Genomic DNA, 25,294 nt, shown 5'->3' with positions numbered 1-25,294 from the left:
CGTCGGCCTACAGTGGGCCCTTCTCCAACAGGTCACGGACCGCGTCATCCTTACTACGAGTCGATCGTCCATCCCCCGTCGCGGCACACGACGACAGCGATCCCCCTGGTCGATGGGTGGCCCCAGATGGCCTGGGGGAGCCTCAAGGCCTCAGCGGGCAGACCGCCCCGCAGCCGGCTCCCGCCGGTACCTGAGCTAACGGCCGCCGTATCCGCTCACACGGAATCCTTGGTGCTGCCGAGTATCAGATCACCGTTGAGGGTGCGTGCTTGCTCAGGTAGCTCTTGAAGGTCTTCCTGATCTCCGCCTGGAGATAGCCTGCCTGTGGTGAGTTGGGCACGACATCCGGTTCGAAGCCTCTCTTCCGGGCATCGAGGTACCGCACGATGCTCGATGACCTGGTGTTGGAGACGAAGAGCTCGTTCTGGGTGCGGATATCGGCGCGCAGTCCCTCGAAGTTCCGCGCGAGACCGATGCCGAGGTTGGAGACGTAGTACTTGCACTCGACGATGAGCACGCACTGACTTCCTCGTGGCGCGATGCCCTGTGCCCGGCTCAGGGCAGCTTCCTCGGCCGGCAGCACCAGCACGTCACACTCGTGCAGAACACCCGACGCACCGGTCACATACACACCGAGGTGCACTTCAAGGGCGGGAGCACCGTCGAACTCGATCACGGCGTGAGTGAAGGGCTGGCTGTTGCTGTACAGATGACCAGGCCCCGTGCGGAAGACAAGGTCACTGGCCTTCGCCCCGTACACGTCTTCGTAGGTGACAGTGGCGCCATGCCGACTCGCAGTGGCGACGATCAGGGAGAAGATGAAGCCTTCGTAGACATCGGACGGCTTAGAGGCGGAGTCGTACGACACCGCCCCGGTAGCCAGAAGGCTCTTGATCTCACTGACCAGGTGATCGACCGTGTTCAACTACGCACATCCCTCGTTGCGTCGGCCAGGAGTTGACTGACATGCGCACGTCGCTCCACAGGCATTCGATCTGCCTGGAACTCCGTTCGACTACGGCGTGATCGGGCGCTTTCGTCCGGCTCGAACGCGACCGCCCCAGCGGTGCTTCGGCTGCCAGCGTCGCCCTCGGACTCGGTCCGGAGCGTCTTCAGCACCTCCACTTCCATCTCGGGCAGCTCAACGAGCACCCGCCTTACCGCATCCAGAAGGAGCTGGACACGCTCTTCATCGGTCATCGCTCGCGTGGCGATGACCAGCGTCCCTCGCTTGCGCGATGCCTCGTACTCGACGAAGCCAAGCGCGCTGCGATCCACGACTTCGTATCGTGCCGCTGCCGCGGCTGGGCTCGCGGTGTGGGAGTCATCACCGCGGCGCTGCGGGCGGCGACGGAGGATCTTCTCCTCAGGTACTCCTGCGGCGATCGCCGCGTCGACGTCGTCGAGCACCCAGCTCAGGGCGGTGTCTTGCAGTGCCTCGCGAAGCTGATGTTCTACGCCGCGCAGTTCGAGTTGATTCATGTCCCCCTCGTATCAGGAGTCTCCGTCTGGGATGGCTAGCGGATCGGCGACTCTTCGCCGGGCCACGTTCGAAGGGAAACGGTTGGCCGTCGAGTGGGCGCCAGAGCGTTCAACTCTCAGTAGTGGCTGATGCGCTCAAGCTCCTCTTCGAGCCCTTCGGCCCATGCGGGTGTCGGCAGAGCGTCAAAGGCTTCTCGACGTTCCAGGATCGACTGGCCCAGTGCATGGAGAGCGGTCACTGACCTGGCGTACAGGTACCAGCGACCCCCCTGCTGGCCAACTCCACAGCCTGTGGACCTCGCAAGTGCCACGATTAGCTTTGCGCGCTCTACGTCAGGGACGACGCCCACCATCGGATACCTGGCATGGTGCTTGCCGAGGCCGCTGGAGCACGAGTAGAAGGTGGCGGTCCGGGCTGCGCTCAGCGCGAGACTCACTCCGGCCACGCCGACGTCGTTCCAGCGGAAGTCGGACATGAACTCGGCGAACCCCACGTCATCCGCTTCCTGAACTGCGGCGACGATCTCCTCGATGCCGCCTGGAGCGCTTGAACGAGCCCCCTCCTCCAGGATCTCGGCCTCCCTGCTGAGGCACTCCGCGACTTCTTCCCAGCCGGGCAAGCCGAGGCATTCGTAGTCGTGGTGCTCGACGAAGCCAGCGGCTACCTTCTCGGCCGTTAGGTCAGCGCGAAGATCGGCCAGGTCGTAGTCGTAACCGATCTCTACATCGAACTCGGGGATCATGCGGCCATCATGTCGGACGGGCAGCCGAAGCCGGGTCTGTTTGGTGCCACCCCCCTGAGAGCCTCCCATTGAACCGATGGGGATCACGAGCTATCGGTCGTCTAGGATTGGTCGTCTCAGAGTCCACCAGAGCGCCGGCTCGGATCTGGGGCCGAGAGGGCCCCAGACGGCCGCGATGCCTGGGGAACCACGGCAGATGATCAGCAGGTTTTCCCGCTGCTCACCTCGGCGGAATCCTTGCTTCCACCAGCGCGTCTGTGATCTCCTGGTGCTCGTTCATGTCATGCGTACGAAGGGTTGTGCTGTGAAAAAGGGGCACTATGGCGTACCTCTTGAACGCAGTGACTACCTCAAGCTGAATCCGAACAGGAACAGTTGCACCCCGGAGGGGTTCCAGGACTGGCTGGAAGGCTTCGGTAAGGGGAAGCGGCTGGCCGTAGACCTGTTCTCCGGCGCCGGCGGCCTAAGCGCTGGTATCGAGCTGGCGGGATGGACCACTGCGGCGGCCGTGGACTTCGACGAGCGCGCGCTGGAGACTCACAGGGCCAACTTCCCAGGCCTGAGTCTGAAGATAGACCTGGGCGACCCCGCCGAGCGGGACAGGCTTGAGGAGATCCTCAAGCCCGCCAAGATCGACCTTGTGGCGGGAGGCCCTCCCTGCCAGCCGTTCAGCAGGGCCGGGCGAAACAAGATCCGTGACCTCGTCAAGCATCATGGCCGCGACCCAGAAGACCGCCGCAAGGAGCTGTGGAGCGCCTACCTGGACATGGTCAAGCGGATCAATCCGCGAGCAGTCCTCATGGAGAACGTCCCCGACATGGGGCTCCACGATGACTTCTTCGTCATCCGGACGATCGAGGAGGAGCTGGAGGAGCTCGGCTACGCGACGCAGGTACGGCTCGTTGACGCGTGGCACTACGGCGTACCGCAGCACCGGAAGCGCCTCATCCTCCTGGCCAGGAAAGACGTCGACGACTTCACCTGGCGGCAGCCCGACCCGGAGCGCACCACCCTCCGCGATGCCATCGGCGACCTGCCTGCGCTGGAGGTCGTTCCCACGGAACGGGTCGGAGAGCGGAAGCTGAAGTATCAGAAGCCTCGCAATTTGTCCCCGTTCGCCCAGAAGATGCGCGAAAAGGCAGACCGCGGGCTGATCTGGGACCACATGACACGAAGGGTTCGGACGGACGACTACCGGATCTTCGAGGTCATGGAGTCCAACACCAAGTACTCGGATCTCCAGGAGAAGCTGGCCGACGACGAGAAGGAATTCCAGCGGTACAGCGCGGACAAGTACACGGACAAGTACAAGAAGCTGGCCTGGGCAGAACTCAGCCGTACGATCACTGCCCACATCGCCAAGGACGGCTACTGGTACATCCACCCGGAGCAGCTGCGGACTCTCACCGTGCGGGAGGCCGCACGCGTACAGACGTTTCCGGACCACTTCCGCTTCGCTGGCACCCGGAGTGACGCCTTCCGGCAGATCGGGAACGCGGTACCCCCCCTGCTGGGAGAGGCCGCCGCGGAGGCGTTGAGGCCGGATGGCGACGCCGCTGCCGAGGCTGCCGGCCTCCGGCCCCATTGGCGGGAGGTCAGGAGTGGTCTCACGGATTGGGCGAAGCAACGGCTGCTCGGCGGGGACTGGTACCAGCTTCCCAGCGAGGATCCGGTACCGCTTCACGCCGCAGTCGTGGCCATAGTCTCCGGTGCGAAGATCAAGCCAGCGGCGATGGCGGAATTTATGGCCCCTGTCAGACGGTCGAAGACACTTACCGCGGCACTGTTCAAGAAACTGGTTGACGCAGCGCCTACGGCGCCCGTCCGGTCCCGTGTGAACCGCTTGGCCCCACTGGTGGACAAGCCCTATGACTGGCAGTGGAAAAAGCGGTTCGACGTGCCCGCCAAGCTAGCCATGAAGCCGGCCGAGGCGGCCCTCTACCGACTGATGATCGGAGAGGACCTCATGCTGGTCGGCCAGAGCACGTTGCGGGTCGCGGCTCGGGTGAACGGTATCGAAACAGATCATGCGAACCGCCTCAGCGAGGGCCGCGTCAACCTGGTCAAGCTCGTGGGCGCGGGCGAGGACGCACCTCTGCGTATGGGAGCGATTCGGCTCATCGGTACGGACCTCTGCAGGGAGGAGCAGCCCGTGTGCTCCGAATGCCCGCTAGTCGCTCACTGTGCCAGCCGGGACAAGCTCTCCGACGACTTGCTGACTCTGGCCATTACTCAGGAGTAGCCGATCAGCGAGGTCGCCACGCACTGTTCGAGTCCGCAGTCTCCGCGACCCGCCGTGCGGCTCCCTGAACGTCGCGACGGATCTCGCACTCCCAGATCCGAACCGCGGTCCACCCGGCGGCCGTGGCCTGCGCTGTGTTGCGTCTGTCCCGCTCCCTGTTGATCTCGATCTTCTCCTGCCAGAGGGCAGCGTTAGGTCCTCTGAACTCCTTGGGACTGTGGTCGGGACACCCGTGCCAGAAGCAGCCATCGACGAAGACCGCAACGTGATGTCTGGGAGGCACGAAATCGGCCGTGCACCTCGGCGCCACCCTCCGCTGAAGACGGAACCTGAGTCCCAGCCGGTGCACTGCCTTCCTGAGAGCGACCTCGGGCTTCGTGTCCCGTACTCGTCGACCGCGAAGATGTTCCCCTTCGGCAGTGGTGACCCACTGCCGATCCGGAGTCCTGCCTCCTCTGGCCATGATCACAGCCCCAGCCTGTCGACACCCTTCCGAGAGGGAGAGTGCCACACTCTCCTCACGCTCCCGGGACCAGTCGAACTCCACGGCGATGACCAGAGCCGCGTCGAGCTGCCTTGGGCCTGCTCGCGGAGGCCTACATGGAACCGGGTGGCGAACATGTCACGTTCAGCAATGGGATGGAGGGATCGCCCTTTGTCGGGCCGAGGACGCGATTCGCGACCTGATCGAGAAGGGGATGCTCTGACGAGCTGGTGGGTCCCCTGCCAACTCGCACCCCTGGCTATGGGCCGGGGTTGAACCCCAGCCGCAGCGCCTCGCTACGAACGTGTAGAGCCTGAACTGCCTGCGTCTCAGGAACCTCCTGCTCCAGTTCGAGTCGACGCCCGACAAACTGGGCCAGCTGACGCTGCCAGGGTTCGAGGTTGCGGGTCTCCTTGGCCCACCGCTCGATCGCGTACCACTCCTCCGCGGGGACAAGAGCCACCTCCTCGCCAGCTCCCTCGTCAGCACCCGTGCCGCCCGCGAGCGCGGCTTCGTCCAGGGGATGGTCCAGCAGCTCCGCCTCCAGGGCAGCAGGCGCGTCCCAGCGGACTCTCGACACCGCGTCCCAGCACGTCACCTTCTTGGCCCACTCGCCTACGTGGGTCCCCTCCAGAGGGTTGGTCACCGCTCGTATGACGCGCGGACACAGGTCGTGGATCGCGGCCTCCAGCGCTGCGGAGACACCCTGCTCCCGCCAGATCCGGTCGAGGTCGATCCGGCGGTCCGTTGCCCGGGACAGGCGGGCCACGGTGTAGGTGGTGATCAGACTCTTGTGACTGCCCGCTCCGTGGATGGCGGCAATGTGATCCACGGACTTGAACAGGATGGCCATCGCGATCACCCGTTGGCAGTACTGGACGTCGACGCGGGGTGGCGCCTCCTCGAGGCGGAGCATGAACTCGACAAAGTTCTTCTGCGCCGCTCGACTGACCAGGTACGGCATCTGATGCCATGAGTGGACGAACTTGGCGAGGTCCTCCTTCTTGAACTTCTTCTTCGGCGGGTTCAGCTTCTGGAACTGACGCCGTCTGGCCGGCGTTCGGGCCTTCGCCAGCTCGTCCGTGTACTGGCCCCGTGCCCGTTCGTAGAACCAGTGGGTTTCCTGCCCGCTGCCATCCGTCGCAGGGGCCCAAAGAGATCGGGTGATGCGCTGGAACTCCACGTGGTAGTCGTGGTTGGAGCTGAAGTCGACCCTCGTCACACGGTTCTGTGTGTTGGAGTACTCCGAGATCCTCGGGACGATCTCCGCGAGCCGGTCGGGAGACACCTCTGTCAGCTTCATCTGGACCCGGACCTGGGACAGGTCGGCCTTGTCACGGCTCTGTGCGTAGTGGAGCGAAGCTGTTGTCTGGCCACCGTTCACGATCTGGAGTCCGTGCACGCCGGAGACGTGGGTCGGCTCACCGTTCGGGCCCGTCACGAAGTCGACCTGCGACGCCGTCGCCGTGATCCCGTTGTTGTAGGCGAGGAACCGACCTGGCGCGTGCAACAGTGTGTCCCGGATACCCCGGTTGACCGCCCCACGGGCTTGGAGGAAGGAACGGACGTTGAGCTCGAGAAGCCTGGTCCCGTACTCGGAGTACAGCTCAGCGAGCATCTGCCCGGGAACGACCGCCAAGACCACTGAGTGGCCCTCCTCCGAGCTGGGAGCGGACACACAGGCCAAGGGCGGGTCGAATGCCACCGCGATGGGTTCGCCGAGCGTTCCCGACGTAGCGTGACGATGCAGTCGCGCGAGATCCCACACCTCATGAGTCACCGGGAGGCCGTCAAAGTGCGCGGCCGGGACCTCGGTCGAGGTGCCGACACGATTACTGAGCAGAAACAGCCTGATTCGCCGCACGTCGGTGAGGGCCTTCTCGACGGCAGCGCACATGTCGTACACGTCGAATGACTCGTCGATGTGCTGCTGCAGCCCGTCGCGACACCTTTGCACGAAGGTCAGCAGTCGCCGGAACGCGGTCTCTGTCTGTGCCTTGGTGAGCTTGCTCTCCAGCGGTGCAAGCTGGAAGTCTGTTACAAACAGGTCCAGGGACTCCCCCGACTCGCCGATGCCGTAACCGTGCACCTCATGGCCGTGGGCCTTGTGGTACGCGGTGAAGGTGTTGGACACGACGCCGCCCTGCTCCAGGTCCTCGAAGACCCGGCGGGTGAACGCCTCCGGAGTGGTGGTCGCCTCAGCGTCGGCGGTCGCCTGCACGTCCGCGACAAGACTGCGTGAGAACTCGATCAGGTCGAGTTCAGCCATGGGACCCTCCGACGAGTGCTGCCACCTCGGTGGCTGTAGCCCGGTAGACCTCCAAGCCTGAGGTGCTCACGTGGTAGGCGCAGTCGCCGACACCTTCGGGAAGGCGCGACTCGACCAGCCTGGGAAAATCTCCCCGTACATGCCAGAAACACAGGTCTCGAAGGGTGTATCGGGGCTCCTCGTACAGGTCGCGGTGCGCGGGGAGGTAGCCGGCCTGGATGAGGAGACCATCGAACCGAGCACGGGCGGCAGAGCTCGTGAGCTGCTGCCGTATCTCGTCCACCCTCCGGTTCAGGCTCTCTCCTGATCCGCCTCGTCGCTCGTCGAGCTGTGCGAAGGCGAGGAGCAGGGCGGGGGTGCCGGTGTCGTCCAGCTGTCGTTCGCTCGCGATGCGGATGCTACGGGGGCGCTTCGCGATGCTGGCCTTTGTCTCGATCGCCACCTTGGGCAGCTGGAAGTCCTGGTTGCTCCCCGTGGGGCCGGTCCACGCCTCAACGGCATCGAGCTGGGACAGCGAGGCCAACAGCACACTGTCCAGTACCAAGAGCTCGCCGTGAAGACCGCGTCGTGCCTCGGCACTGAGCCCGTCCCGACTGACGGTACGCAGAAGGTCCTGCCACCTTCCGAACCTCTCCACGGCGGCTGCCAGCGCCTCGGGGGCCGCCGAAGCAGCTCTGGCAGTCTCGGCGACGTCAGCCACAAGGGGGTTGAAGACCTCACGGAGTTCGCTCGCGGTAAGGATCACTTGGAGCTCGTACTCAAGGCGGGACACGGCGCTGAGGTTCATCTCGATCCCGGCGGCTCGCGGGAGACGGCCCACCGACCGTACGACCGGGTCCGCCGCGCGAGCGTCAGTCCTCAGCACAAGCATGCGCTGCCGACTGGGATGGGAGACGGAGAGGAAGATGTCGAGTGGTGACTCCGGGTGCAGACGGAGACTCGACCGTCCCGGGGATTCCTGGGGGCTCTCCAGCTCGTACCACGCGTCCTCAGTGACGGTCACGCCTCGTCCTCCTCGACGATGGAGTAGATGTCCTCTTGGAGCCAGACGGAATTGGCGACGTATTCGGTCTTGGACTGATGCTTCGAGTGGGGGAAGCTCACTTGGAAACCCACGAGAGGCGTCGTCGACGCGACGCCGGCGGAGGTGACCGGCTTGATGGGGTAGAGCAGCAGCAAGCCCTGGTCGGGGCGGCGCTGCCGTCGGATGTACTTGCCCGACGGATTCTGAGGGGGCTCCGCCTTCTCTGCCTTCTCCGCAGCCTTCCGTGCGGCTTCGCGTGCCCTTTCCTCCTGGACCGAGTCGAGGCCGAGCAGCTCGTCCTGCGGGCTGATGACGCGACGGATCGTGTACCTGCCCTCGCCCTCGAAGTCGTCCTTGAGCGGTGCGCGGGTCACGCAGCCGACAGTGTGTCCGGCGATCACCTCGGGCGACTTCGACGTCGTGCTGTTGACCAGAACAACCGTCCAGTTGGCCAGCTCGCCCACCTTTGCACACTGTTCGACGTACTTCGCGATGAGCCTCGGCCGGACACGCTGCGCCATGGGGTCGGTCTCGTAGTCGGAGAGGAAGTCGGAGATCAACTCGGGGGAGACACCATCCCACTGCAGGTTGTCGCCCTTAGCCGTGGACTTGGCCTTGGTGGTGCTGTCGAGTCGTCGGACGAAGTCCTCAAGGATCTTGAAGTTGTGAGCGACGGTCCGGTCAGCGAGTTTGAAGATCACGGTCTCCGGCCCTTCGCCGGAGTAGCTGAGGAGGATCTTCGTGCCCTTGCGCATCTTGTTGGGTGTGGTCACCGTCAGTCCCAGCGACGAGGATCGCACCTTCAGCCCGAATGCCGTCGGCTCGAGGCCAAGTGTGGCCATTTCCTCAACCTCCCGTCGCAGTTCGTCGGTGGCGGCTGTGACCTCCTCGTAGGCACCCTGAAGCTCGGGGGTTGTGTACAGACGGCAGAGGTCCTCGTGCTTCGGTCGGTACCCGAACCACCGCCCCATCTGGAGAAGGGCGTCGTATGACTTCGACCACCGGAGGTAGTAGCTGACCGTCAGCCCTTCCAGAGTGAGACCACGCGAGAGCTTCTGCCCTCCGACAGCGATCACCGAGAGACCGCTCCTGCGGTTCTCGTAGTAGTCGAGTGCGTCCTTGGAGGTGCCGTTTACCGCCTTGACCTGGATCTTCCGGATGGAGTCCAGGAGTTCCGCGGAAACCTGATCCCACGTGAGGCGCTCAGCCTCGTCGGTCGGGAACTGTCCCGTGGTGGGTACGAAGTCCCGTTCCCAGAGCTCTTGGAGCTCCTTGCGAAGCGCAGGTCCCTTGCCATACCGGTCCCGGAGCGTGTCAACGAGGAGACGGAGGTGGTCGTCGACCTGGTCCCGCACGACACCCTGCACCGATGTGAAGCGGGTGACGTGTACCAACATCGAGTTGTGCACCTTCGACTGCCCCCTGGCCCGACGAGCCGCACATGCAAGCACGAACGAGGAGATCGCCTCGCGCAGGGACTCAGGCAGCTCGGTGCGTGGAACGTGACCCGACCTGTGCTTCGCGGGCAGCCAACTCTCGGCGTCCTTCACATGACGCACAAGCGGCAGCGGCGGGGTGTCCTCCTCGTCATCGTCATCGACCTGAAGACCGAAAACCCGCTCCGGCCCCAGATAGTTCGAGGGCGACGGAAGGCTGCGGATGAAGCTCGCCGGGAAGAGGTCCTCGCCGACCTTCTCGTTGCTCGCATCCGGGTTTATGTAGATGTTGGCGAATGGTGTGGCCGTGTACCCGACATACGCGGACTGGTCGAAGACGTTGATGAGATCACGGATCGCCGCGTTGGTCTTTGTCGGGTCCGCGTCGTCGTCCTTGGTCGTGTCGATCGAGGCGTTGTCAGCCTCGTCATCGATGACGAGCAGGGGGAGATCCTTCACGATCTTCCTGCCGCTCTCGTCCTCGGTCCCGTGGACGTCGATCACCCAGTTGCGCACGTACTCGAGAAGTTTCCAGTGCTTCTTGACGACGAGCACCACGGGGAAGCTACCGAGAGGGAAGTTGGTGTGGGAAGCCGTCTTCTTGCTGAAGTCCCCCTTCGCGGTGCTGTTCGTCGGCGAGGCGATGTCGAGCTTCTTTGCGAGGGGCATCCGGCCCGCACCGATGAGTCGGGACTTGCCAACCTCGTTGGACCGCCTGTAGTGCTGGGTGTCGAAACCCAGGAGTCCCTCGTCGATCCGCAGCTGCGTCTGACTGCGGAGGTCGTCGTGGATGCCGGCGAGCACCACGACAAGCCGGTAGCCGGCGTCCACGGCCTTGGCGGCAAGCCCGATGTACTGGCCGGTCTTGCCCGACTGCACTTGGCCGATCACGAGACCCTTACGGCTCCATCGACCGGGGCGGCGAGGGTCCTCCAGCTGGCTCAGCACGTCGTCGGAGCTCTGGTCCAGCCGCCTCACGACCCACGGTGGAAGGTTCACCACGTCCTCTAGGTAGCGCCGGTAGCGTTCCCAGAAGTCCCAGTCGCGGTCGTTCTTCGCCTCCGGCAGCCACGGCTCGTGCCCCTTCGAGTCCGCTAGGCCCGAGGACCTTTCCTGGAACACAGCGGTCATGGCCTCGATCTCCTTGGCCAGCTGCTCCCGGTCCAGGGATTCACCCTGTGCAGCCAGCATCCCGAAGATGGCGTTGACCGCGTTCTGCACCTCGTCCGCCTTCGGCTGACGGTCCTGTGGCAGAAATCCGAGAACCAGGCGCTTGGCCTTGGCCATGGGATCGTCGGGCACGACTGTCATTTGGGGCCTCCAGCTGGACTAGGGCGGTTTCGAGGAGCGTAGCGACGACAACTGACAGTGGGTCTACTTGCTCCAGAATCCGTGTAGTTGATCGAAAGGTGGCATCGTCCGCAACCTGTCTCGAGCGGCGGCCGGCGAGCGTCCCCCGGACACCAAAGACTCGTAGATGCGCTGCGCGACCTCGGAGGCGGCCTCGTCGGCCGGCCCAGGCCCGCCGAACGGCTCGGGGTCGTCGCTGGTGTCCGTCTCGTGCATCACTCGGAGGGCAGCAACCGGCACCGTCTCCTCAAGGAGGCTGATCAACGCACGTACGTCGACTGCGCTGTTGCCGCCTGGTCTCATCGCCGCCTGAACGAGTGGGTGACTACGGTTGATCCTGCAGGTGATCTTGCCGTCAGGTCGACGTACGGTCCAGGCGTATGACAGAGGATCACCGTGCGTACGAGCAGCAACCTGGCCTCGGTGCCGCAGCACGTCCGCGGCTCTTGTCCGTGCCTGCCGCGCGATGCGGTTCAGGTGCGGGCGGAGTCCGACAGGCGGGACGACGCTCGACTTCCTCACGTCGACGCCCCATTCAGCGTCCGTCTCAGCTGGGATATCGATGGCGATGCGAGCCAGATTGTACTTTTCCTCGCGGCGCATCCCACGTTGCCCCAGCCAGTCACCTGCCAGGATGAGGCGGTTTCGACGGTAGACGTAGAACCCCTGCTGGTCGAGCCAGCCTTGTGGTCCCGCGGCTCTGGCGTATTCCTCCGGGGTGAGCCGTTGGGCGCTGGGGAGGATGAACGCTTCGACCCGCACGGGACGGTTACCGATCAGCAGTTCCTCGGTGGGGAGCCGTTGCACTGAGGGGTGGTTGCTCATGAACGGATCCCAGGGTTCCACCACTGTCCCGGAGACTCGAAGGTTTCGACGTCGGCTTCCGGTGAGGAAGCGGGCGAAGACCATCCCGAGGTGCGACTCAGTGCGGGCAGCCTCTGCGTAGAACTGCTTCTGGGTGTGCTCGTCGTCCTCGCTGACGTCCTCGCCGCAGTACCCGTTGAGCCGTCGCCAGAGCACGACGGTGCCGTGATCGGTGGTACCACGGACTTTGTCGAGCACGCCTGTGGTGGCGTCGTCGGCCCCGTGGAGTAGTCGCCATTCGCCGAACCGCTCCACAATGTCGAGGTCCCACGTGCGGGTGTGCCACTCCCCAGCGGTGGCGGTGGATACGGTGAGCTGGCGTGCCTGGGAGAACGAAGCAGACTTCAGTCCGACACCGAAGCGACCGAGGTCAGTGGAGGAACGTGGTGTCGCCGGACCGCGAGCCGCCACGGTCATCGCAGTGACTAGTTCGTCGACGGACATGCCCCAACCGTCGTCGACGACGGCAATCCACGACTCCTGTCCTGCCCAGGTGAACTCGACGTCTATGTTGCGGGCGTTCACCGAGATGCTGTTGTCCACGAGGTCTGCGATTGCAGCCGGTAGTGAGTAACCCAGTGAGCTGAGCGAAGCCACCATGCCCGCGGGTTCGGGAGCCGCGATGTCGTACGTCATGGATGGTTCCCGCCCGCTTCCCCGTTACGGGCTCTCCCACTGGGCGGCTGCCTTGAGGTTGACAGGAAAGACACCGCGAAACCAGGAGATTGCCCCCTCCACGTTGGCAGTCTATGCACCTGGCATGCGCCTGCCCACGACGCGATGCTAATCGAGGTGTGGGCTGATTGACCTGGGGTAGTGCGAATTTCAGCCGCTGACAGCCAGGACACTGAGGGGCTTTGCCGGTGGATCCGCTCGTGCACTGCGGCATCACGTCGACGCCCAGCAGAGGAGCTAAGGGCGTCAGAGAGCGGGTTGTGAGATCAGCAGCTGCTAAGGGGGCTGTCAGTCTGGTGGGGCGGCTCATCCGTCGGACATCGTGGAAAATTCGGCGACGCCCGAACGGGTGGAGGCAGCGCTGACGGCTCAGGCGAAGTAGGCCGCCCCGGTCTCCGGCGCCTTCCCGTGTTCGAGGTAGGAGGTCAGGCCCTTCGCGCGTGCGTCAATCCCAGCGCCGATTCGGCGCGCGAGGCGGGGGATGGTGAGGGCCGGCACCTGGTCGGCCTCGTGGAAGTCGTAGCCGCGGAGCTCGTCCGCTTGCAGGACGAGCTGGCGGCGGTCTTCCGCGCTCAGGCGACCGCCATCGAAGAGGTAGAGAACCTTGTCTCCCTCTCCTGGGTTCGGTGCCCAGTCGACGACGAGGAGGCGGCCGATGTGCGGTGCGATGCCAAGTTCCTCCTGGACCTCACGCACACATGCCTGCCGGGCGACTCCCCCTCCTCCATGTAGCCCCCGGGGATGTCGCGGTAGTCCTTGTAGGACGGCTCGACGAGGAGGACTCGATCTTCTTCGTCGAAAAAGAGAGCGCCAGCTGCCATGCGGGGGTGGGCCATCTTCGCTTCGTGCTCGTTCTCGCTCACGGATCGGACTCTAAACTGTCCGCGACGGTACCCAGCCGGCGGGCGGCATCGGCGGGCCGACGCTGGTGCGTGGCCTCGGCCGGACGGTCCCGGACGGGGCCGAATGAGATCAGAGCTGAGGCTACGGAAGCGTGGTTACTAAGGGTGCGCCGAGCTTCACGCTAAGGCAGTCGTTCGAGTCCACCGCCATCCCGGTCGGGGGGTAGGCGATGACACCGTGCTCGGTCCCGGCCAGTGCCCGCATGGCCATGCAGCGCTGGCCGACGTCGCCGCTGGTGTACTTGATCACGACCGAGTCCCTGCGGTCGGCTGGGTCTTCTTCATCAGGGTTGCCGGGCAGGATGTAGGCCGCCTCAACGTCCTGGACGCCCTTCACCCATGCGGGGACTCCGGCACCGTAGCTGGGGGCCACGCGTGGGGTGGGTGTGTCATCGGCCTGTGGTGTCGCCGCAGTCGTTGGTGAGACGGCCGAGGGGCTGCTCAGTGCTGGAGGTACCGCCGACACGTGTGGATTCGCCGAAGCGGCCTCGTCCGGGTCGTTGCCGCCGGAGTCGAGAAGGAATGCCAACGCGATGACGGCTATGAGTCCGGCGCCGGCGAACAGGCCAGCCCGCGAGAGTGGTGGCCGCGCGGCAGCAGGCGGCGTCAGGGAGGTCAGCCTGTCCGGAGGGACGGACAGCTCGCTTCCAGTGCTGAGCATTCGTATCTCGACGTTGCCGTCGGCCGCGTGACCAGTGACATTGGGCGGTTCCCCAGGTGCAGGACGATCGAGCCGACTGGGAAGCTCTGTGGCGCAGGAGTCAAAGCGGGACCCTTCGATTACAGGTGTTGGCTGGCTTCAGTCACTGGGGCCGAGGATCTCCAGGTGGCCCGCGAAGCTGTGGGCCAGGCTGGCCAGTACGGCCTTGCCCTTGGCCGCGGTCGCGTGGGAGGGGAAGCCGATCACACCGGTTTCGGTGTACGCGCTCATGCCCTGGACCAGTAGGAAAGGACGGTTGCCGCCGTCGTGGTCGGCATCGGCGAACCCGTCCCGCACCAGCTCGGGCGCCGCGTGAAGAAGGATGGACGTCTCGATCTCGCCGGCGTGCATGTCGGCGTGACGGTCGGAGACGAGGTCGGCGTGGTCGCGGGCTCGGTCCCAGTCTGCTCCGAGCGGGAAGAGGGAGACCGCAGGCCCGTCGACGTTGGCTTCCTGGACGATATTGGACAGGACGTAGTTTCCGCCGTGGCCGTTGACGATCACCAGCTTGTGGATGCCGGAATGGGCGAGGGACGCGCGGATGTCGTCGATCACGGCGTAGAGGGTCTTCGCGCTGATGCTGACCGTGCCGGGGAAGGCGGCGTGCTCGTGACTGCACGACATGGTGATGGGCGGGAGCAGATGGACCGGATAGGCGTCGGCGACCTCCTGGCTGATGATGCAGGCGATCGCCGTGTCGGTGATCAGCGGGAGGTACCGGCCGTGCTGCTCGAAAGAGCCGACCGGGAGCACGGCGACGTGCGGCTGCTGCTCCTGGACATCCGTGCTGGTGGCGGTCGGCAGCAGGTTCACGGCACTCCCCCGGTCGGCTATCGCTCGACCATCATCCTCCGCCATCGCTATTCGGGCGGGTGTTTGGTCTGTGTGCGCTGGGGACTGGTGCGGGCTCGGTGGCGGCCTCTGCGGGGGCTGGGATACTCGTCCACCTCGCTTCGTGTATGGGTGTTGCTCCGGTGAGATTCGTCTCGGAGACGGATGGACTGCCATACCCGCTCGTTGAGTTCGGAGATGCACGGGCTGCAGGCGAACATGGGGGCCTGCATGCCAGCGACGCCCGCCGGCCCTATCCATGAGACCGTGTCCGACGTTGGCCGCAGTACAGCCAGCAGACACCGTCGACCCACGTGTTCGAGTCATCGGTTTGGGCGGGCGTGGGCAGACCTTCATGGGCGTACGCCGCGATCCCTGGAATCACCAGGTGGTTGAGCATCAGGAGTCTCCAGTTCGGTTCGCGTCTCTACCGGTTGTGGGTAGGCAGTCCAGATGGCACCTTCCGGCGGTGGCTACTGGCGGATGTACGTGAGTCCGGGGGCGCGGTCGAGATCGAGGGTGAAGCGGTCAACCTGGCCCGTGCCGCCGGGCACGGTGAGGGTGTAGCCGTTGCCTGCGTAGATGCCCGAACCCGTGGGGGTGAGCCGGTCGCATGTCCCTCGGCGCCACAGGTGGAGAGTGTCGGCTCTGCGGGTGAGGCGAAGGTTGCCGGGGGCCTGGTCGCAGGTGAAGGTGCCGAGCTCTGTGTGCTGGCCGAGGTCGTCGGGTGTGGGCTGATCTTGTACGGCAGTGCTTGGGGTTTGCTCCCGGGCTGCTGCACGGACGAGGGCCTCCTTCGTGGCCAGCGTCGGCTGCTGGTGGAGGTTCCGGAGGATGGCGGCGGTGACGCGGTCGGCCGAGAGCCCGGCGTTGTTGGACAGGGCGATCACGCGTAGCCCCGGCGCCTCCACGTGGGCAGCCGCGGAGAAGCCTTGTTCGTGACCGTAATGGAAGACGGCATGGCGGCCGGGGCGAGCGTCGGCGTAGAGCCCCGGGCCGTAGAGGTAGGGCTGGTGGTCGCTGGGCCCGTAGCCGACAGCTTCCTGCCAGGGGAGTTGGTGGGGGTGCTGCCAGTGCTGGTGGAGGTGGGTGAGCCAGCGGTCGAGGTCGCCGACGGTGGTCCACAGGGTCCCGGGGCCGGGCAGGGTGACCGGCACTTCTGTGTGCCGCCAGCCGTGGTGGGTGGCCTGGTAGGCGAATGCGGCTCCGGGGATTACCTGGCGAGGGTCCGTCTTGAAGTGGGTGGCGTGCATACCGAGCGGACCGAAAACGCGGTGCCGGGCAAAGTCGGGCAGCGTGCTGCGATGGACCGTTTCCAGGATCTCTGCCAGGAGAAGGTAGATGGAGCGCCCAAGATCTGGCTGAGCGCTGCGAACAGATCGGCTTCCCGATCCCGCGCAACGTCATCGCCAACATGGAGTCCGACCGCCGCGCCGTCCTGCCGCTCGTCGAGGTCATGGTGCTGGCCGAGGCCCTGTACACCCACCCGCTCCGCCTGATCTACCCCGTCGGCTACGTGGAGGAGGTCCAGCAGCTCCCGCTCACGTACCCGGTCGACACCGCGAAGGCGATGCGCTGGTTCGCAGGCCTGAACGAGAACTACCAGGCCGACCACCGCATGCTCCATCGCCCACGCCACAGCACTGGAGAGGGCCCTCTTCGCCGTCCAGGGCGAAGAGCGGCAGCGGTGGGCGGCCGAGAGAGCGATCGATGACACCGCGCGGGCGAAAGCCCTGCGCACCCAAGCCGACTTCGCCGAACGCGCCGCGCGGGCAAAGGACGAGCTCTGCCAAGTACGCAGTTCGATCTACGCAGACGGCGAGCCCCTCCCCGACCTGCCGGACAAACTCGCCGACGTCGACCCCGCGGAAGGCTACGAAAGAGACAGCGATTGAAGGGCTCCACCTACCGCCGTTGCTCCTGCCGCGACCCCAAGACCGGCAAACAACTCGGCACTTCCTGCCCCAAGCGCAACAGCAGGAACCACTGCACCTACTCCATACGCCAGGAGCTGCCGCCTCGCGAGGACGGCAGCCGGCGGTCGTTCGTCCGTGGCGGGTACACCAACGCCAAGGCGGCCCAAGCCGACCTCGACCACGTACGCGCCCTGCTCGGGCTCGCCAAGGCCGACGACCCCGAAGGCATCCAGCTGCTCGCCGAAATGCTGGCCGAGGTCAGCAGCGAGAAGCTGCCCCTGCCCGACGTGGAGGAGACCCGAAGGCGACTCAAGGCCGGCTAGGACCTCGTCGGCAGCCTGACCGTCGCGGAGTGGCTGGACCGGTGGCTCGCGGGCAAGCGGATCCGGAAGTCGGGCATCAGCCGGTACGAGACCGACATCCGCGTGCACCTCAAGCCGCACATCGGGCACCGGCGCCTCGACCGGCTGCGCGTCAGCCACCTGAGCGAGATGTTCACGGCCATCGCCGACGGCAACGCCGAGGTCCTGGAGCAGAACGCCCAGCGACGGGCCGCCGTAGAGAAGTTGGCGACCATTCCGTGGAAAGGGGCCGAGAACCGTGCTCGCCGGAAGGCGCTGAAGACGGCGCTCGACGCGATGCCGGCCTTCCGCCGGGTGACAGGTCCATCGACGCGCCAACACGTTAAGGCGACGCTCCGCGCGTCCCTGAACGACGCGATCGGGCAGCAGATCATCACGTTCAACCCGGCGGCCCACGTCGAGATCGATCCGGTGCGCAAGCCGAAGGCGCTCGTGTGGACGGACGAGCGGGTCGCCAAGTGGGAGCAGACCGGGGAGAAGCCCTCTCCGGTCATGGTATGGACGCCGGAACAGACTGGCGCCTTCCTCGACTTCGTCGCGGCGGACCGGCTGTACGCGATGTGGCACCTGATCGCCTTCCGCGGCCTGCGGCGTGGTGAGGCGTGCGGGCAGCCCTGGTCGGAGACCAACCTCGACCGGCACTCCCTCACCGTGACGGGGCAGCTCGTCCAGGATGGCTGGGAGGTCGAGGCTTCCGAGCCGAAGACCGACAGTGGCTTCCGTGTGGTCGCGCTCGATGACGACACCGTCGGCGTCCTGGAGCGGCACCGCAAACAGCAGGAAACCGACCGCGCAGAGTGGGGCTCGGCCTGGGTGAACACCGGGCTTGTCTTCACACAAGAGGACGGCTCCTGGCTGCACCCGGGCAAGGTGACCGACCTCTTCGAGCGGCTCGTCGCGGCCTCCGGGCTGCCGCCGATCCGGCTGCACGACCTCCGGCACGGAGCGGCCACCCTCATGCTAGCCGCCGACATCGACATCAAGATCGTGTCCGACACCCTCGGGCACAGCGACACCCGGATCACGCGCGACATCTACCAGAGCGTGCTCCCCCACGTCGGCAAGAGCGCCTCCGAGGCCACGGCCAAGCTGGTCCCCCTCCAGCGCAAGTCCGAGGAGGACAAGGCCCGTAAGGCCGCCGAGAAGGCCAAGCGAGCCGAGAAGACGAAGGCCAAGGGGAAGAAGAAGGGCAAGGCCAAGAAGGCCGCGCGCAAGGGCTGACGGCAGCTCCGCTCACGCAGCGCTCACGCACGGGATTCCGGACCTCGGCCGCCGCATGCCGGCATGGGTAAAGGAAATGAAAAAACCCCAGGTCACGGCGAGTGAGTCCTGGGGTTAATCTGAGCCGCCTTCGGGATTCGAACCCGAGACCTACGCATTACGAGTGCGTTGCTCTGGCCAACTGAGCTAAGGCGGCACCGCTGGTCCGACAAGTATTCCCTTGGGAGGGAGTGCTCATCAGCAGCGGCGCCAAGTCTACAGGCTCGAACGGGATGCCCCGAACCGGGTTCCGTGGAGGTGGGGCATATCGGGCGCAATGGTGCCGGATGGCCCGGCCTGGCGGGCTAGGAGCACTTCTTGCCGTTCTGCGGGGCCGTGCCCTCCAGGAGGTAGGTGTTGATCGCCGTGTCGATGCAGTCGCTGCCGCGGCCGTACGCCGTGTGGCCGTCGCCGTCGTACGTGAGGAGGACGCCCGAGTCGAGCTGGCCCGCCAGGGCCTGCGCCCACTTGTACGGGGTCGCCGGGTCGCGCAGCGTGCCGACCACCACGATCGGCGGGGCGCCCTTCGCGGTCAGCGGGTGGGCCCTGCCCGTGGCCTTGACCGGCCAGTACGTGCAGTTCAGCGAGGCCCAGGCCAGGCCGGCGCCGAAGACCGGGGAGGCCTTCTCGAAGGACGGCAGGGCGGCGTCGACCGCCTCCGGGCCGGTGAAGGCGGGGGGCTGGTCGAGACAGTTGACGGCGGCATTCGCGTACATGAGGTTCGCGTACCGGCCGTCCGGCTCGCGCTCGTAGTAGCTGTCGGCGAGCGCGAGGAGCCCGGAGCCGTCGCCGTCCATCGCCGCGGCCAGGGCCTCGCGCAGCTGTGGCCAGGCCGTCTCGTCGTACAGCGCCGCGATCACCCCGGTCGTGGCCAGGGCCTCGCCGAGCGGGCGCTCCGGGTCGCCGCTGGGCACGGGATGGGCGTCGAGCTTGCGGAAGAACTCCTTCAGCCGGGTCGCCACCGCGTCCGGGCCGCCCTTGCCGAGCGGGCAGTCCGGCTGCTTCACGCAGTCCTTGGCGAAGGAGCGGAAGGCCGTCTCGAAGCCCGCCGTCTGGTCCCGGTTCAGTTCGACGGCCGAGCGGGAGGGGTCCATGGCGCCGTCCAGGACCAGACGGCCCACCCGGCCGGGGAAGAGGTCCGCGTACGTCGCCCCCAGGAAGGTGCCGTACGAGGCCCCCACGTACGACAGCTTCTCGTCGCCCAGCACCGCGCGCAGGATGTCCATGTCGCGGGCGGCGTCGACCGTGGAGACGTGCGGCAGGACGCGCTTGGAGCGGGACTGGCAGCCGGCTGCGAAGTCCTTGAACGAGGACACCAGCCGCGCCCGCTCCGCCGCGTCGTCCGGGGTCTGGTCGACCTGCGTGTACTGGTCCATCGCCGGGCCCGTCAGGCACTCGACCGGGCTGCTGCGGTCCACCCCGCGCGGGTCGAAGGAGACCATGTCGTACTGGGCGCGGACGGGCGCCGGGTAGGCGATGCCCGCGTACGACTGGAGGTACCCGATGCCGGAGCCGCCCGGGCCGCCCGGGTTGACCACGAGCGAGCCGAGCCGCTTCCCGGGGCCGGTGGCCTTGCGGCGGGCGACCGCGATGTCGACGTCCTGGCCGGACTCGGGGTGGGCGTAGTCCAGCGGGGCCTTCATCGTCGCGCACTGGAAGCCGGGGACACCGCAGTCGCGCCAGCTCAGCTTCTGCTCGTAGTACGGACGCAGGGCTTCCGGGACGGCGGTCGGCTCGGCCGACCGCGCCGCGTCCGCGGAGGAGGACGCAGCGGCCGACGGCCCTCCCGAACCGCCCGAAGTGCATCCGGAGAGCAGCAGTCCGGCGGCTGCGATCACGGTTCCGGTGGTGCGCAGCACGCGCCTGGTGTCCATTCCAGGAGCCTACGTCCTGACCGGCGACCGGGCCCGGGGACGCCCGAGCCCGCCCGGTCGGCCCCCGCGCGGGGGCGCACGGCGGCCGCGCCCGTCCTGCCGCCGACCCGGTGCGGCTGCGGCGGGGCTCCGCAGCGCGCGTCCCGCCGTGGCGGGACCGCCCGTACGGGTGAAGGGTCAACCGGGACGACAGGGGTCGCCGGGATCCTCCGGCCCCGCTCAGCCCCGCTCAGCCCCGCTCAGCCCCGCTCAGCCCCGCTCGGCCCGGTCAGCCGGCGCGCAGCGCGCGGACTCAGCCGGCCCGCAGCGCCATCGTCATCGCCTCGACCGCGAGGAGGGGGGCCACATTGCGGTCGAGGGCCTCCCGGCAGGCGATGATCGCCTCGATGCGGCGCAGCGTACGCTCGGGGCCGCCGGCGCGGGCGATCCGGTCGAGGTCCGGCCGTATCTCCTCGTTGGCGATGGCCAGGGACGAGCCCAGCTGGAGGGCCAGCACGTCCCGGTAGAAACCGGTGAGGTCGGTCAGGGCGAGGTCGAGGGTGTCGCGCTGGGTGCGGGTGCGGCGGCGCTTCTGCCGGTCCTCCAGCTCCTTCATGACCCCCGCCGTGCCGCGCGGCATCCGGCCGCCGGTGCCGGCTCCGGCCCCCAGCGCCGCCCGCAGCTCCTCGGTCTCCTTCGCGTCGACCTCCTCCGCCACCTGCTTGGCATCCTCGGCGGCGGCGTCGACCAGCTCCTGCGCCGCCTTGAGGCAGCCGCCCACGTCGTCGATCCGGAGCGGAAGCTTCAGCACCGCGGCCCGACGGGTCCGGGCGGCTTCGTCCTGCGCGAGCCGGCGGGCCCGGCCGATGTGCCCCTGGGTGGCGCGGGCGGCGGCCGCGGCGACGGCGGGCTCGATGCCGTCGCGCCGGACCAGTACGTCGGCGACGGCGGCGACGGGCGGGGTGCGCAGGGTCAGGTGGCGGCAGCGGGAGCGGATGGTGGGCAGCACGTCCTCCAGGGAGGGCGCGCACAGCAGCCACACCGTCCGGGGGGCGGGCTCCTCCACGGCCTTCAGGAGCACATTGCCCGCGCCCTCGGTCAGCCGGTCGGCGTCCTCCAGGACGATGACCTGCCAGCGGCCCACGGCCGGGGAGAGCTGCGCCCGGCGGACCAGGTCGCGGGTCTCCTTCACACCGATGGACAGCAGGTCCGTCCGGACGAACTCCACGTCCGCGTGCGTGCCGACCACGGTGGTGTGGCAGCCGTCGCAGAACCCGCAGCCGGGCTCCCCGCCGAGGGCCCGGTCGGGGCTGGTGCACTGCAGGGCCGCGGCGAAGGCCCGGGCGGCGGTGGCCCGGCCAGATCCGGGCGGGCCGGTGAACAGCCAGGCGTGGGTCATCTTGGACGCGGAGGGCGGCGCGCCCCCGGCCTCGACGGCGGTGACCAGGGCGTCGGCGTCACGGGCGGCGGCGGCCAGCTGCGCCTGCACCCGCTCCTGCCCCACCAGGTCGTCCCACACGGGCATCGCGCCCACCGCCTTCCACCGGCCGTCTTCCTCTGGCCGTCCGTCGTATCGCTGCGTGCCCCAGTGTGGCGCGCGCCACTGACAATCCCCGTCAGCCGATCCCCGTCAGCGGCGGCGGCGGGAACCGCCCTCGCCGTCCTCGTCCTCGTCCCGGTGCGGGCCCAGCAGTTCGTCCGCCAGCGTCGGCAGGTCGTCCAGCGGGGTCTCCTCGGCCCAGTCGGGGCGCGCCCGGCGCGGGCGGCCGTCCTCGCCGAGGGCGGGCAGCTCGCGGGTCGCCTCGTTGCCCGGGTCGCGGAAGATGCCCGGCGGCACCCGGTCGGCGGGGCTCTCCTGCGAATGCGGGGCCGTGGGGCGCACGGCCTGACCGTACGCGGCCTCGCCGTACGCCGTCCGGGCCGTCGGGGCGGCCGGCGCGTCCTCGCGGGACGGGCGTACGGGGGGCAGGACCGCGGTCTCATCGGCCGGGACGGCCGGGAGCACCGAGGTCTCCGCCGCCGGGTCGGTCTTCGGCACCGGGACCGTCTGGGTCACGTCATCCGGCTGGACGACCCGCTTGACCAGCGGAGTCTCGACCGTCACCGCGTCGTCCGGATACGGCTCCTTGGTCATGTCGACCTTGGGCGCAGCCGGGGAGGCGTGCGCGGCCGGGGGCTCGTACGCCTGCTGCGCAGCCGGGGCCGCCGCCGCGGCCGCATCCGCCCGGGCCGCCGCCGCGGCCGCCGCGGCCTCCGCCTGCCTGCGGGCCTCCTCGGCCTTCAGCAGGGCCTCTTCGGCGCGCCGCTGCTTCTCCAGCCGCCGCTCCTCGGCCTCGGCCCGCAGCCGGGCCTCTTCCTCCGCCTGCCTGCGCAGTCGCTCCTGCTCCGCCGCGCGGGCCTTCTCCTCGGCCTCCGCGCGCAGCCGCTCGGCCTCGGCCCGGGCCCGGGCCTCCTCCTCGGCGCGCTGACGCTCCTCCTGCGCCTTGCGGGCGGCCTCGGCCTCCGCCTTGATCCGGGCCTCCTCGGCCTCGCGGGCCCGGCGGGCCTCCTCCTCGGCCCGCTGCCGCTCCTCCTCCGCCCTGCGCGCCGCCTCTTCCTCGGCCTTGCGCCGGGCCTCCTCCTCCGCGAGGCGCCGGGCTTCGGCCTGGGCGGCCCGCTCGGCCTCCGAGAGCGGGAGCATCCGGTCCAGGCGGTGGCGTACGACGGTGGTCACCGACTCCGGGTCCTGGCCGGCGTCCACCACCAGGTAGCGCCCGGGATCGGCGGCGGCGAGCGTCAGGAACCCGGCCCGCACCCGCTGGTGGAACTCCGCCGGCTCCGACTCCAGCCGGTCCGGGGCCTCCGTGAACCGCTCCCGCGCCGCCTCCGGCGACACGTCGAGCAGCACGGTCAGGTGGGGGACGAGCCCGTCGGTGGCCCAGCGGGAGATCCGCGCGATCTCGGTCGGCGACAGGTCGCGGCCCGCGCCCTGGTAGGCCACCGAGGAGTCGATGTACCGGTCGGAGATGACGACCGCGCCGCGTTCCAGGGCGGGCCGGACGACGGTGTCCACGTGCTCCGCCCGGTCGGCGGCGTACAGCAGCGCCTCGGCACGGTTCGACAGCCCGGCCGAGGAGACGTCGAGCAGGATGGAGCGCAGCCGCTTGCCGACCGGGGTGGCGCCCGGCTCCCGGGTCACCACCACCTCGTGGCCCTTGCCCCGTATCCACTGGGCCAGCGCCTCGACCTGCGTGGACTTGCCGGCGCCGTCGCCGCCCTCCAGGGCGATGAAGAAGCCTGCGGCGGAGGGCGCCTGCACCGGTTCGCCGCCGCGCAGCGCCTCGCGCAGGTCGCGGCGCAGCGGGACGCCGCTGCGGTCGTCGGCCTTGGTGAGCACGATCACGGCGACGGGCAGCAGCAGGGCGCCGACCAGCATCAGTGTGAAGGCGCCGCCGCCGTGCGCGAAGACGAGGCCCCCGGCGGCCAGCCGGTGGGGGCCGATCGCGGCGGCCAGGACGGGCGCGAGGACGGCTCCGACGGCCACGGCCACCCGGACGACGGCCTGCAGGTGCTCGGTGACGCGGCCGCGGCGGAACTCCTCGGTCTCCTGGTCCAGCAGCGTGTGCCCGGTGTTGGCGGCGACACCCGCGGCGAGGCCGGCGAGCAGCGACAGGAAGACCACCGTCGCCGTGTCGGGCACCAGCCCGGTCAGCAGCAGCGCGAGCCCGCTCACCGCTATGGCCAGGGCCAGCAGCCGGCGCCGGGAGAAGCCGGGGAGCACCTTCCCGGCCTGGGCGGCGCGGATGCCGAGCGCCGTGCCGCCCAGCAGGGCCAGGACGATCAGGGCGAAGGAAGCCGGGCCGCCACCCAGGTCGAAGGCGTGCAGGACGGCCACGGCCGCGGCGCAGGACACGGCCGCTGCCACCGCGGCACAGGCCAGCACGAGCAGCGGAACGGCCCCCGTACGGCCCTTGTCGGGCCGGTCCCCGGCCTTGGGGGGACGCAGGCCCTCCAGCGGGGACCGCGGGCGCGGGGTCTTCGTCTCGGGCAGCGTCAGCGGCAGCAGCAGCGAGACGGACGCCGCGAACAGGCCGGAGGCCACGTACGAGCCGAGGGCGGCCTGGTTCCCGGCGAACCACTCCACCCCGAGGCCGAGGGCCTTGCCGACGAGGGTCGCGGCGAGCAGCACGGCGGCGGCCACGGGCATCGCCGCGAAGGACGTGCGCAGCGTCAGCCGGCGCAGGGCGTCGAGGTGGTCGGGCAGCGGGCGTACGGTCGCCCCCTCGGGCGGCGGCACGGGCAGCAGGGCGGGAGCGGCGCTGTCCTTGGCCAGGCTCCACAGCCGCTCGGCGCCGCCGGACACGAAGACGGTGGCGAGCAGCGCGGTGAGTGCGTGCGCCGGGATCCAGTCGAGCCACAGCGGGGCCACGACGAAGAGGCCGAGCCGGACGCCGTCGGCGGCGACCATCGTCCAGCGGCGGTCGAGGGCGCCGCCGGGGGCGGTCAGCCCCGCGAGCGGGCCGAGCAGGACCGCGCCGAACAGCAGCGTGGACAGGATCCGCACCCCGAAGACGGCGGCGACGGTCAGGGCCCAGCCCTGGTAGCCGCTGCCGAAGGTCTCCTCGGAGACCGCCGCCTGGAAGGCCAGCAGGACCAGCACCAGCAGGGCGAGGGCATCACCGATGCCGCTCACCAGCTGGGCGCTCCACAGACGGCGCAGCCTGGGGGTGCGCAACAGGGCGCGCACCGCCCGCTCGCGGGAGTCCGCGGCGAGGGCTTCGTCGTAGGTGGGGTTCTCGGGGGCGGTCACGACCGTTGGCTGCTCGGCTCGCGTCATCCGCCCAGCCTATCCGCTGCGCCTGGCGCCCGCGGAAGCCTGTGGACAACCCCGGGTGTGACCCCGCCCGCACCTCTGGCCTGCG

Annotated in this window: 16 protein-coding genes, 1 tRNA gene and 2 pseudogenes; 3 read left to right on the top strand and 16 right to left on the bottom strand. The window is 68.2% G+C overall.

What is annotated here, in order from left to right:
* Window positions 1-244 precede the first annotated feature (244 nt).
* The 3 genes from ABZ128_RS07240 to ABZ128_RS07230 form a co-directional block, all read right to left on the bottom strand.
* Entirely contained in the window at window positions 245-925 is a 681-nt protein-coding gene (locus ABZ128_RS07240) for a hypothetical protein (protein ID WP_356846576.1), read from the bottom strand.
* Complete coding sequence (locus ABZ128_RS07235; RefSeq protein WP_356846575.1) at window positions 922-1,482, bottom strand: hypothetical protein; 561 nt, start codon at window positions 1,480-1,482, stop codon at window positions 922-924. Before ABZ128_RS07235 ends, ABZ128_RS07240 begins: the two co-directional genes overlap by 4 nt.
* 116 nt (window positions 1,483-1,598) lie before the next feature.
* Complete coding sequence (locus ABZ128_RS07230) at window positions 1,599-2,225, bottom strand: hypothetical protein (protein ID WP_356846573.1); 627 nt, start codon at window positions 2,223-2,225, stop codon at window positions 1,599-1,601.
* A 304-nt stretch (window positions 2,226-2,529) separates the two neighbouring features.
* Between ABZ128_RS07230 and ABZ128_RS07225 the strand changes: the two genes are divergently transcribed.
* Window positions 2,530-4,467: a DNA cytosine methyltransferase gene (locus ABZ128_RS07225; protein ID WP_356846572.1), complete on the top strand. Its 1,938-nt coding sequence runs from the start codon at window positions 2,530-2,532 to the stop codon at window positions 4,465-4,467.
* 4 nt (window positions 4,468-4,471) lie between these two features.
* On the opposite strand, the gene ABZ128_RS07220 is transcribed toward ABZ128_RS07225, so the two are convergent.
* From ABZ128_RS07220 to ABZ128_RS07180, 9 genes and pseudogenes are all read right to left on the bottom strand, one after another.
* Window positions 4,472-4,930, bottom strand: a complete 459-nt coding sequence (locus ABZ128_RS07220) for a very short patch repair endonuclease (RefSeq protein ID WP_356846699.1) — start codon at window positions 4,928-4,930, stop codon at window positions 4,472-4,474.
* Between the two features lie 280 nt (window positions 4,931-5,210).
* Window positions 5,211-7,220: an AIPR family protein gene (locus ABZ128_RS07215; RefSeq protein ID WP_356846570.1), complete on the bottom strand. Its 2,010-nt coding sequence runs from the start codon at window positions 7,218-7,220 to the stop codon at window positions 5,211-5,213.
* Complete coding sequence (locus tag ABZ128_RS07210) at window positions 7,213-8,223, bottom strand: PD-(D/E)XK motif protein (protein WP_356846569.1); 1,011 nt, start codon at window positions 8,221-8,223, stop codon at window positions 7,213-7,215. Before ABZ128_RS07210 ends, ABZ128_RS07215 begins: the two co-directional genes overlap by 8 nt.
* Complete coding sequence (locus ABZ128_RS07205; protein WP_356846568.1) at window positions 8,220-10,991, bottom strand: Z1 domain-containing protein; 2,772 nt, start codon at window positions 10,989-10,991, stop codon at window positions 8,220-8,222. The genes ABZ128_RS07210 and ABZ128_RS07205 overlap by 4 nt, the downstream gene beginning before the upstream one ends.
* A 63-nt stretch (window positions 10,992-11,054) precedes the next feature.
* Window positions 11,055-12,530 (bottom strand): ATP-binding protein, encoded by a 1,476-nt coding sequence (locus ABZ128_RS07200; RefSeq protein WP_356846566.1) that lies wholly within the window; start codon window positions 12,528-12,530, stop codon window positions 11,055-11,057.
* A 408-nt stretch (window positions 12,531-12,938) separates the two neighbouring features.
* Window positions 12,939-13,390, bottom strand: a pseudogene (locus tag ABZ128_RS07195) (NUDIX hydrolase).
* A gap of 163 nt (window positions 13,391-13,553) precedes the next feature.
* Window positions 13,554-13,721, bottom strand: a complete 168-nt coding sequence (locus ABZ128_RS07190) for a hypothetical protein (RefSeq protein ID WP_356846565.1) — start codon at window positions 13,719-13,721, stop codon at window positions 13,554-13,556.
* A 549-nt stretch (window positions 13,722-14,270) separates the two neighbouring features.
* Complete coding sequence (locus tag ABZ128_RS07185) at window positions 14,271-15,029, bottom strand: creatininase family protein (protein ID WP_356846564.1); 759 nt, start codon at window positions 15,027-15,029, stop codon at window positions 14,271-14,273.
* A 446-nt stretch (window positions 15,030-15,475) separates the two neighbouring features.
* Window positions 15,476-16,297, bottom strand: coding sequence for a serine hydrolase (locus tag ABZ128_RS07180; protein WP_356846697.1), 822 nt, complete (start codon window positions 16,295-16,297; stop codon window positions 15,476-15,478).
* Between the two features lie 119 nt (window positions 16,298-16,416).
* Here ABZ128_RS07180 and ABZ128_RS07175 point away from each other — a divergent pair, with 119 nt between their 5' ends.
* Window positions 16,417-16,716, top strand: coding sequence for a hypothetical protein (locus ABZ128_RS07175; RefSeq protein WP_356846562.1), 300 nt, complete (start codon window positions 16,417-16,419; stop codon window positions 16,714-16,716).
* 177 nt (window positions 16,717-16,893) lie between these two features.
* A pseudogene (locus ABZ128_RS07170) lies at window positions 16,894-18,501 on the top strand (tyrosine-type recombinase/integrase).
* A gap of 122 nt (window positions 18,502-18,623) precedes the next feature.
* Here the strand turns inward: ABZ128_RS07170 and ABZ128_RS07165 are convergent.
* The 4 genes from ABZ128_RS07165 to tmk form a co-directional block, all read right to left on the bottom strand.
* Window positions 18,624-18,697, bottom strand: a tRNA-Thr gene (locus tag ABZ128_RS07165).
* Window positions 18,698-18,845: 148 nt separating this feature from the next.
* A complete protein-coding gene (locus ABZ128_RS07160) occupies window positions 18,846-20,414 on the bottom strand; it encodes an alpha/beta hydrolase (protein WP_356846561.1) in 1,569 nt (522 codons plus the stop codon).
* 292 nt (window positions 20,415-20,706) lie between these two features.
* Entirely contained in the window at window positions 20,707-21,918 is a 1,212-nt protein-coding gene (locus ABZ128_RS07155; protein ID WP_356846560.1) for a DNA polymerase III subunit delta', read from the bottom strand.
* Window positions 21,919-22,023: 105 nt separating this feature from the next.
* Complete coding sequence (gene tmk / locus ABZ128_RS07150; RefSeq protein WP_356846559.1) at window positions 22,024-25,209, bottom strand: dTMP kinase; 3,186 nt, start codon at window positions 25,207-25,209, stop codon at window positions 22,024-22,026.
* Window positions 25,210-25,294: the final 85 nt, after the last annotated feature.

The organism is Streptomyces sp. NPDC006326, from assembly GCF_040612915.1.
GTDB lineage: Bacteria > Actinomycetota > Actinomycetes > Streptomycetales > Streptomycetaceae > Streptomyces.
Note: the sequence above shows the minus strand (reverse complement) of the source record. Positions and strands in the feature narration are given on the sequence as shown.

Excerpts from the sequence above, each read along its gene's own strand:
- ABZ128_RS07235 (WP_356846575.1), bottom strand. The coding sequence starts at position 1,482 with ATGAATCAACTCGAACTGCGCGGCGTAGAACATCAGCTTCGCGAGGCA.
- ABZ128_RS07230 (WP_356846573.1), bottom strand. The coding sequence starts at position 2,225 with ATGATCCCCGAGTTCGATGTAGAGATCGGTTACGACTACGACCTGGCC.
- ABZ128_RS07220 (WP_356846699.1), bottom strand. The coding sequence starts at position 4,930 with ATGGCCAGAGGAGGCAGGACTCCGGATCGGCAGTGGGTCACCACTGCC.
- ABZ128_RS07215 (WP_356846570.1), bottom strand. The coding sequence starts at position 7,220 with ATGGCTGAACTCGACCTGATCGAGTTCTCACGCAGTCTTGTCGCGGAC.
- ABZ128_RS07205 (WP_356846568.1), bottom strand. The coding sequence starts at position 10,991 with ATGACAGTCGTGCCCGACGATCCCATGGCCAAGGCCAAGCGCCTGGTT.
- ABZ128_RS07200 (WP_356846566.1), bottom strand. The coding sequence starts at position 12,530 with ATGACGTACGACATCGCGGCTCCCGAACCCGCGGGCATGGTGGCTTCG.
- ABZ128_RS07185 (WP_356846564.1), bottom strand. The coding sequence starts at position 15,029 with ATGGCGGAGGATGATGGTCGAGCGATAGCCGACCGGGGGAGTGCCGTG.
- ABZ128_RS07175 (WP_356846562.1), top strand. The coding sequence starts at position 16,417 with ATGGAGTCCGACCGCCGCGCCGTCCTGCCGCTCGTCGAGGTCATGGTG.
- ABZ128_RS07160 (WP_356846561.1), bottom strand. The coding sequence starts at position 20,414 with ATGGACACCAGGCGCGTGCTGCGCACCACCGGAACCGTGATCGCAGCC.
- ABZ128_RS07155 (WP_356846560.1), bottom strand. The coding sequence starts at position 21,918 with ATGCCCGTGTGGGACGACCTGGTGGGGCAGGAGCGGGTGCAGGCGCAG.
- tmk (WP_356846559.1), bottom strand. The coding sequence starts at position 25,209 with ATGACGCGAGCCGAGCAGCCAACGGTCGTGACCGCCCCCGAGAACCCC.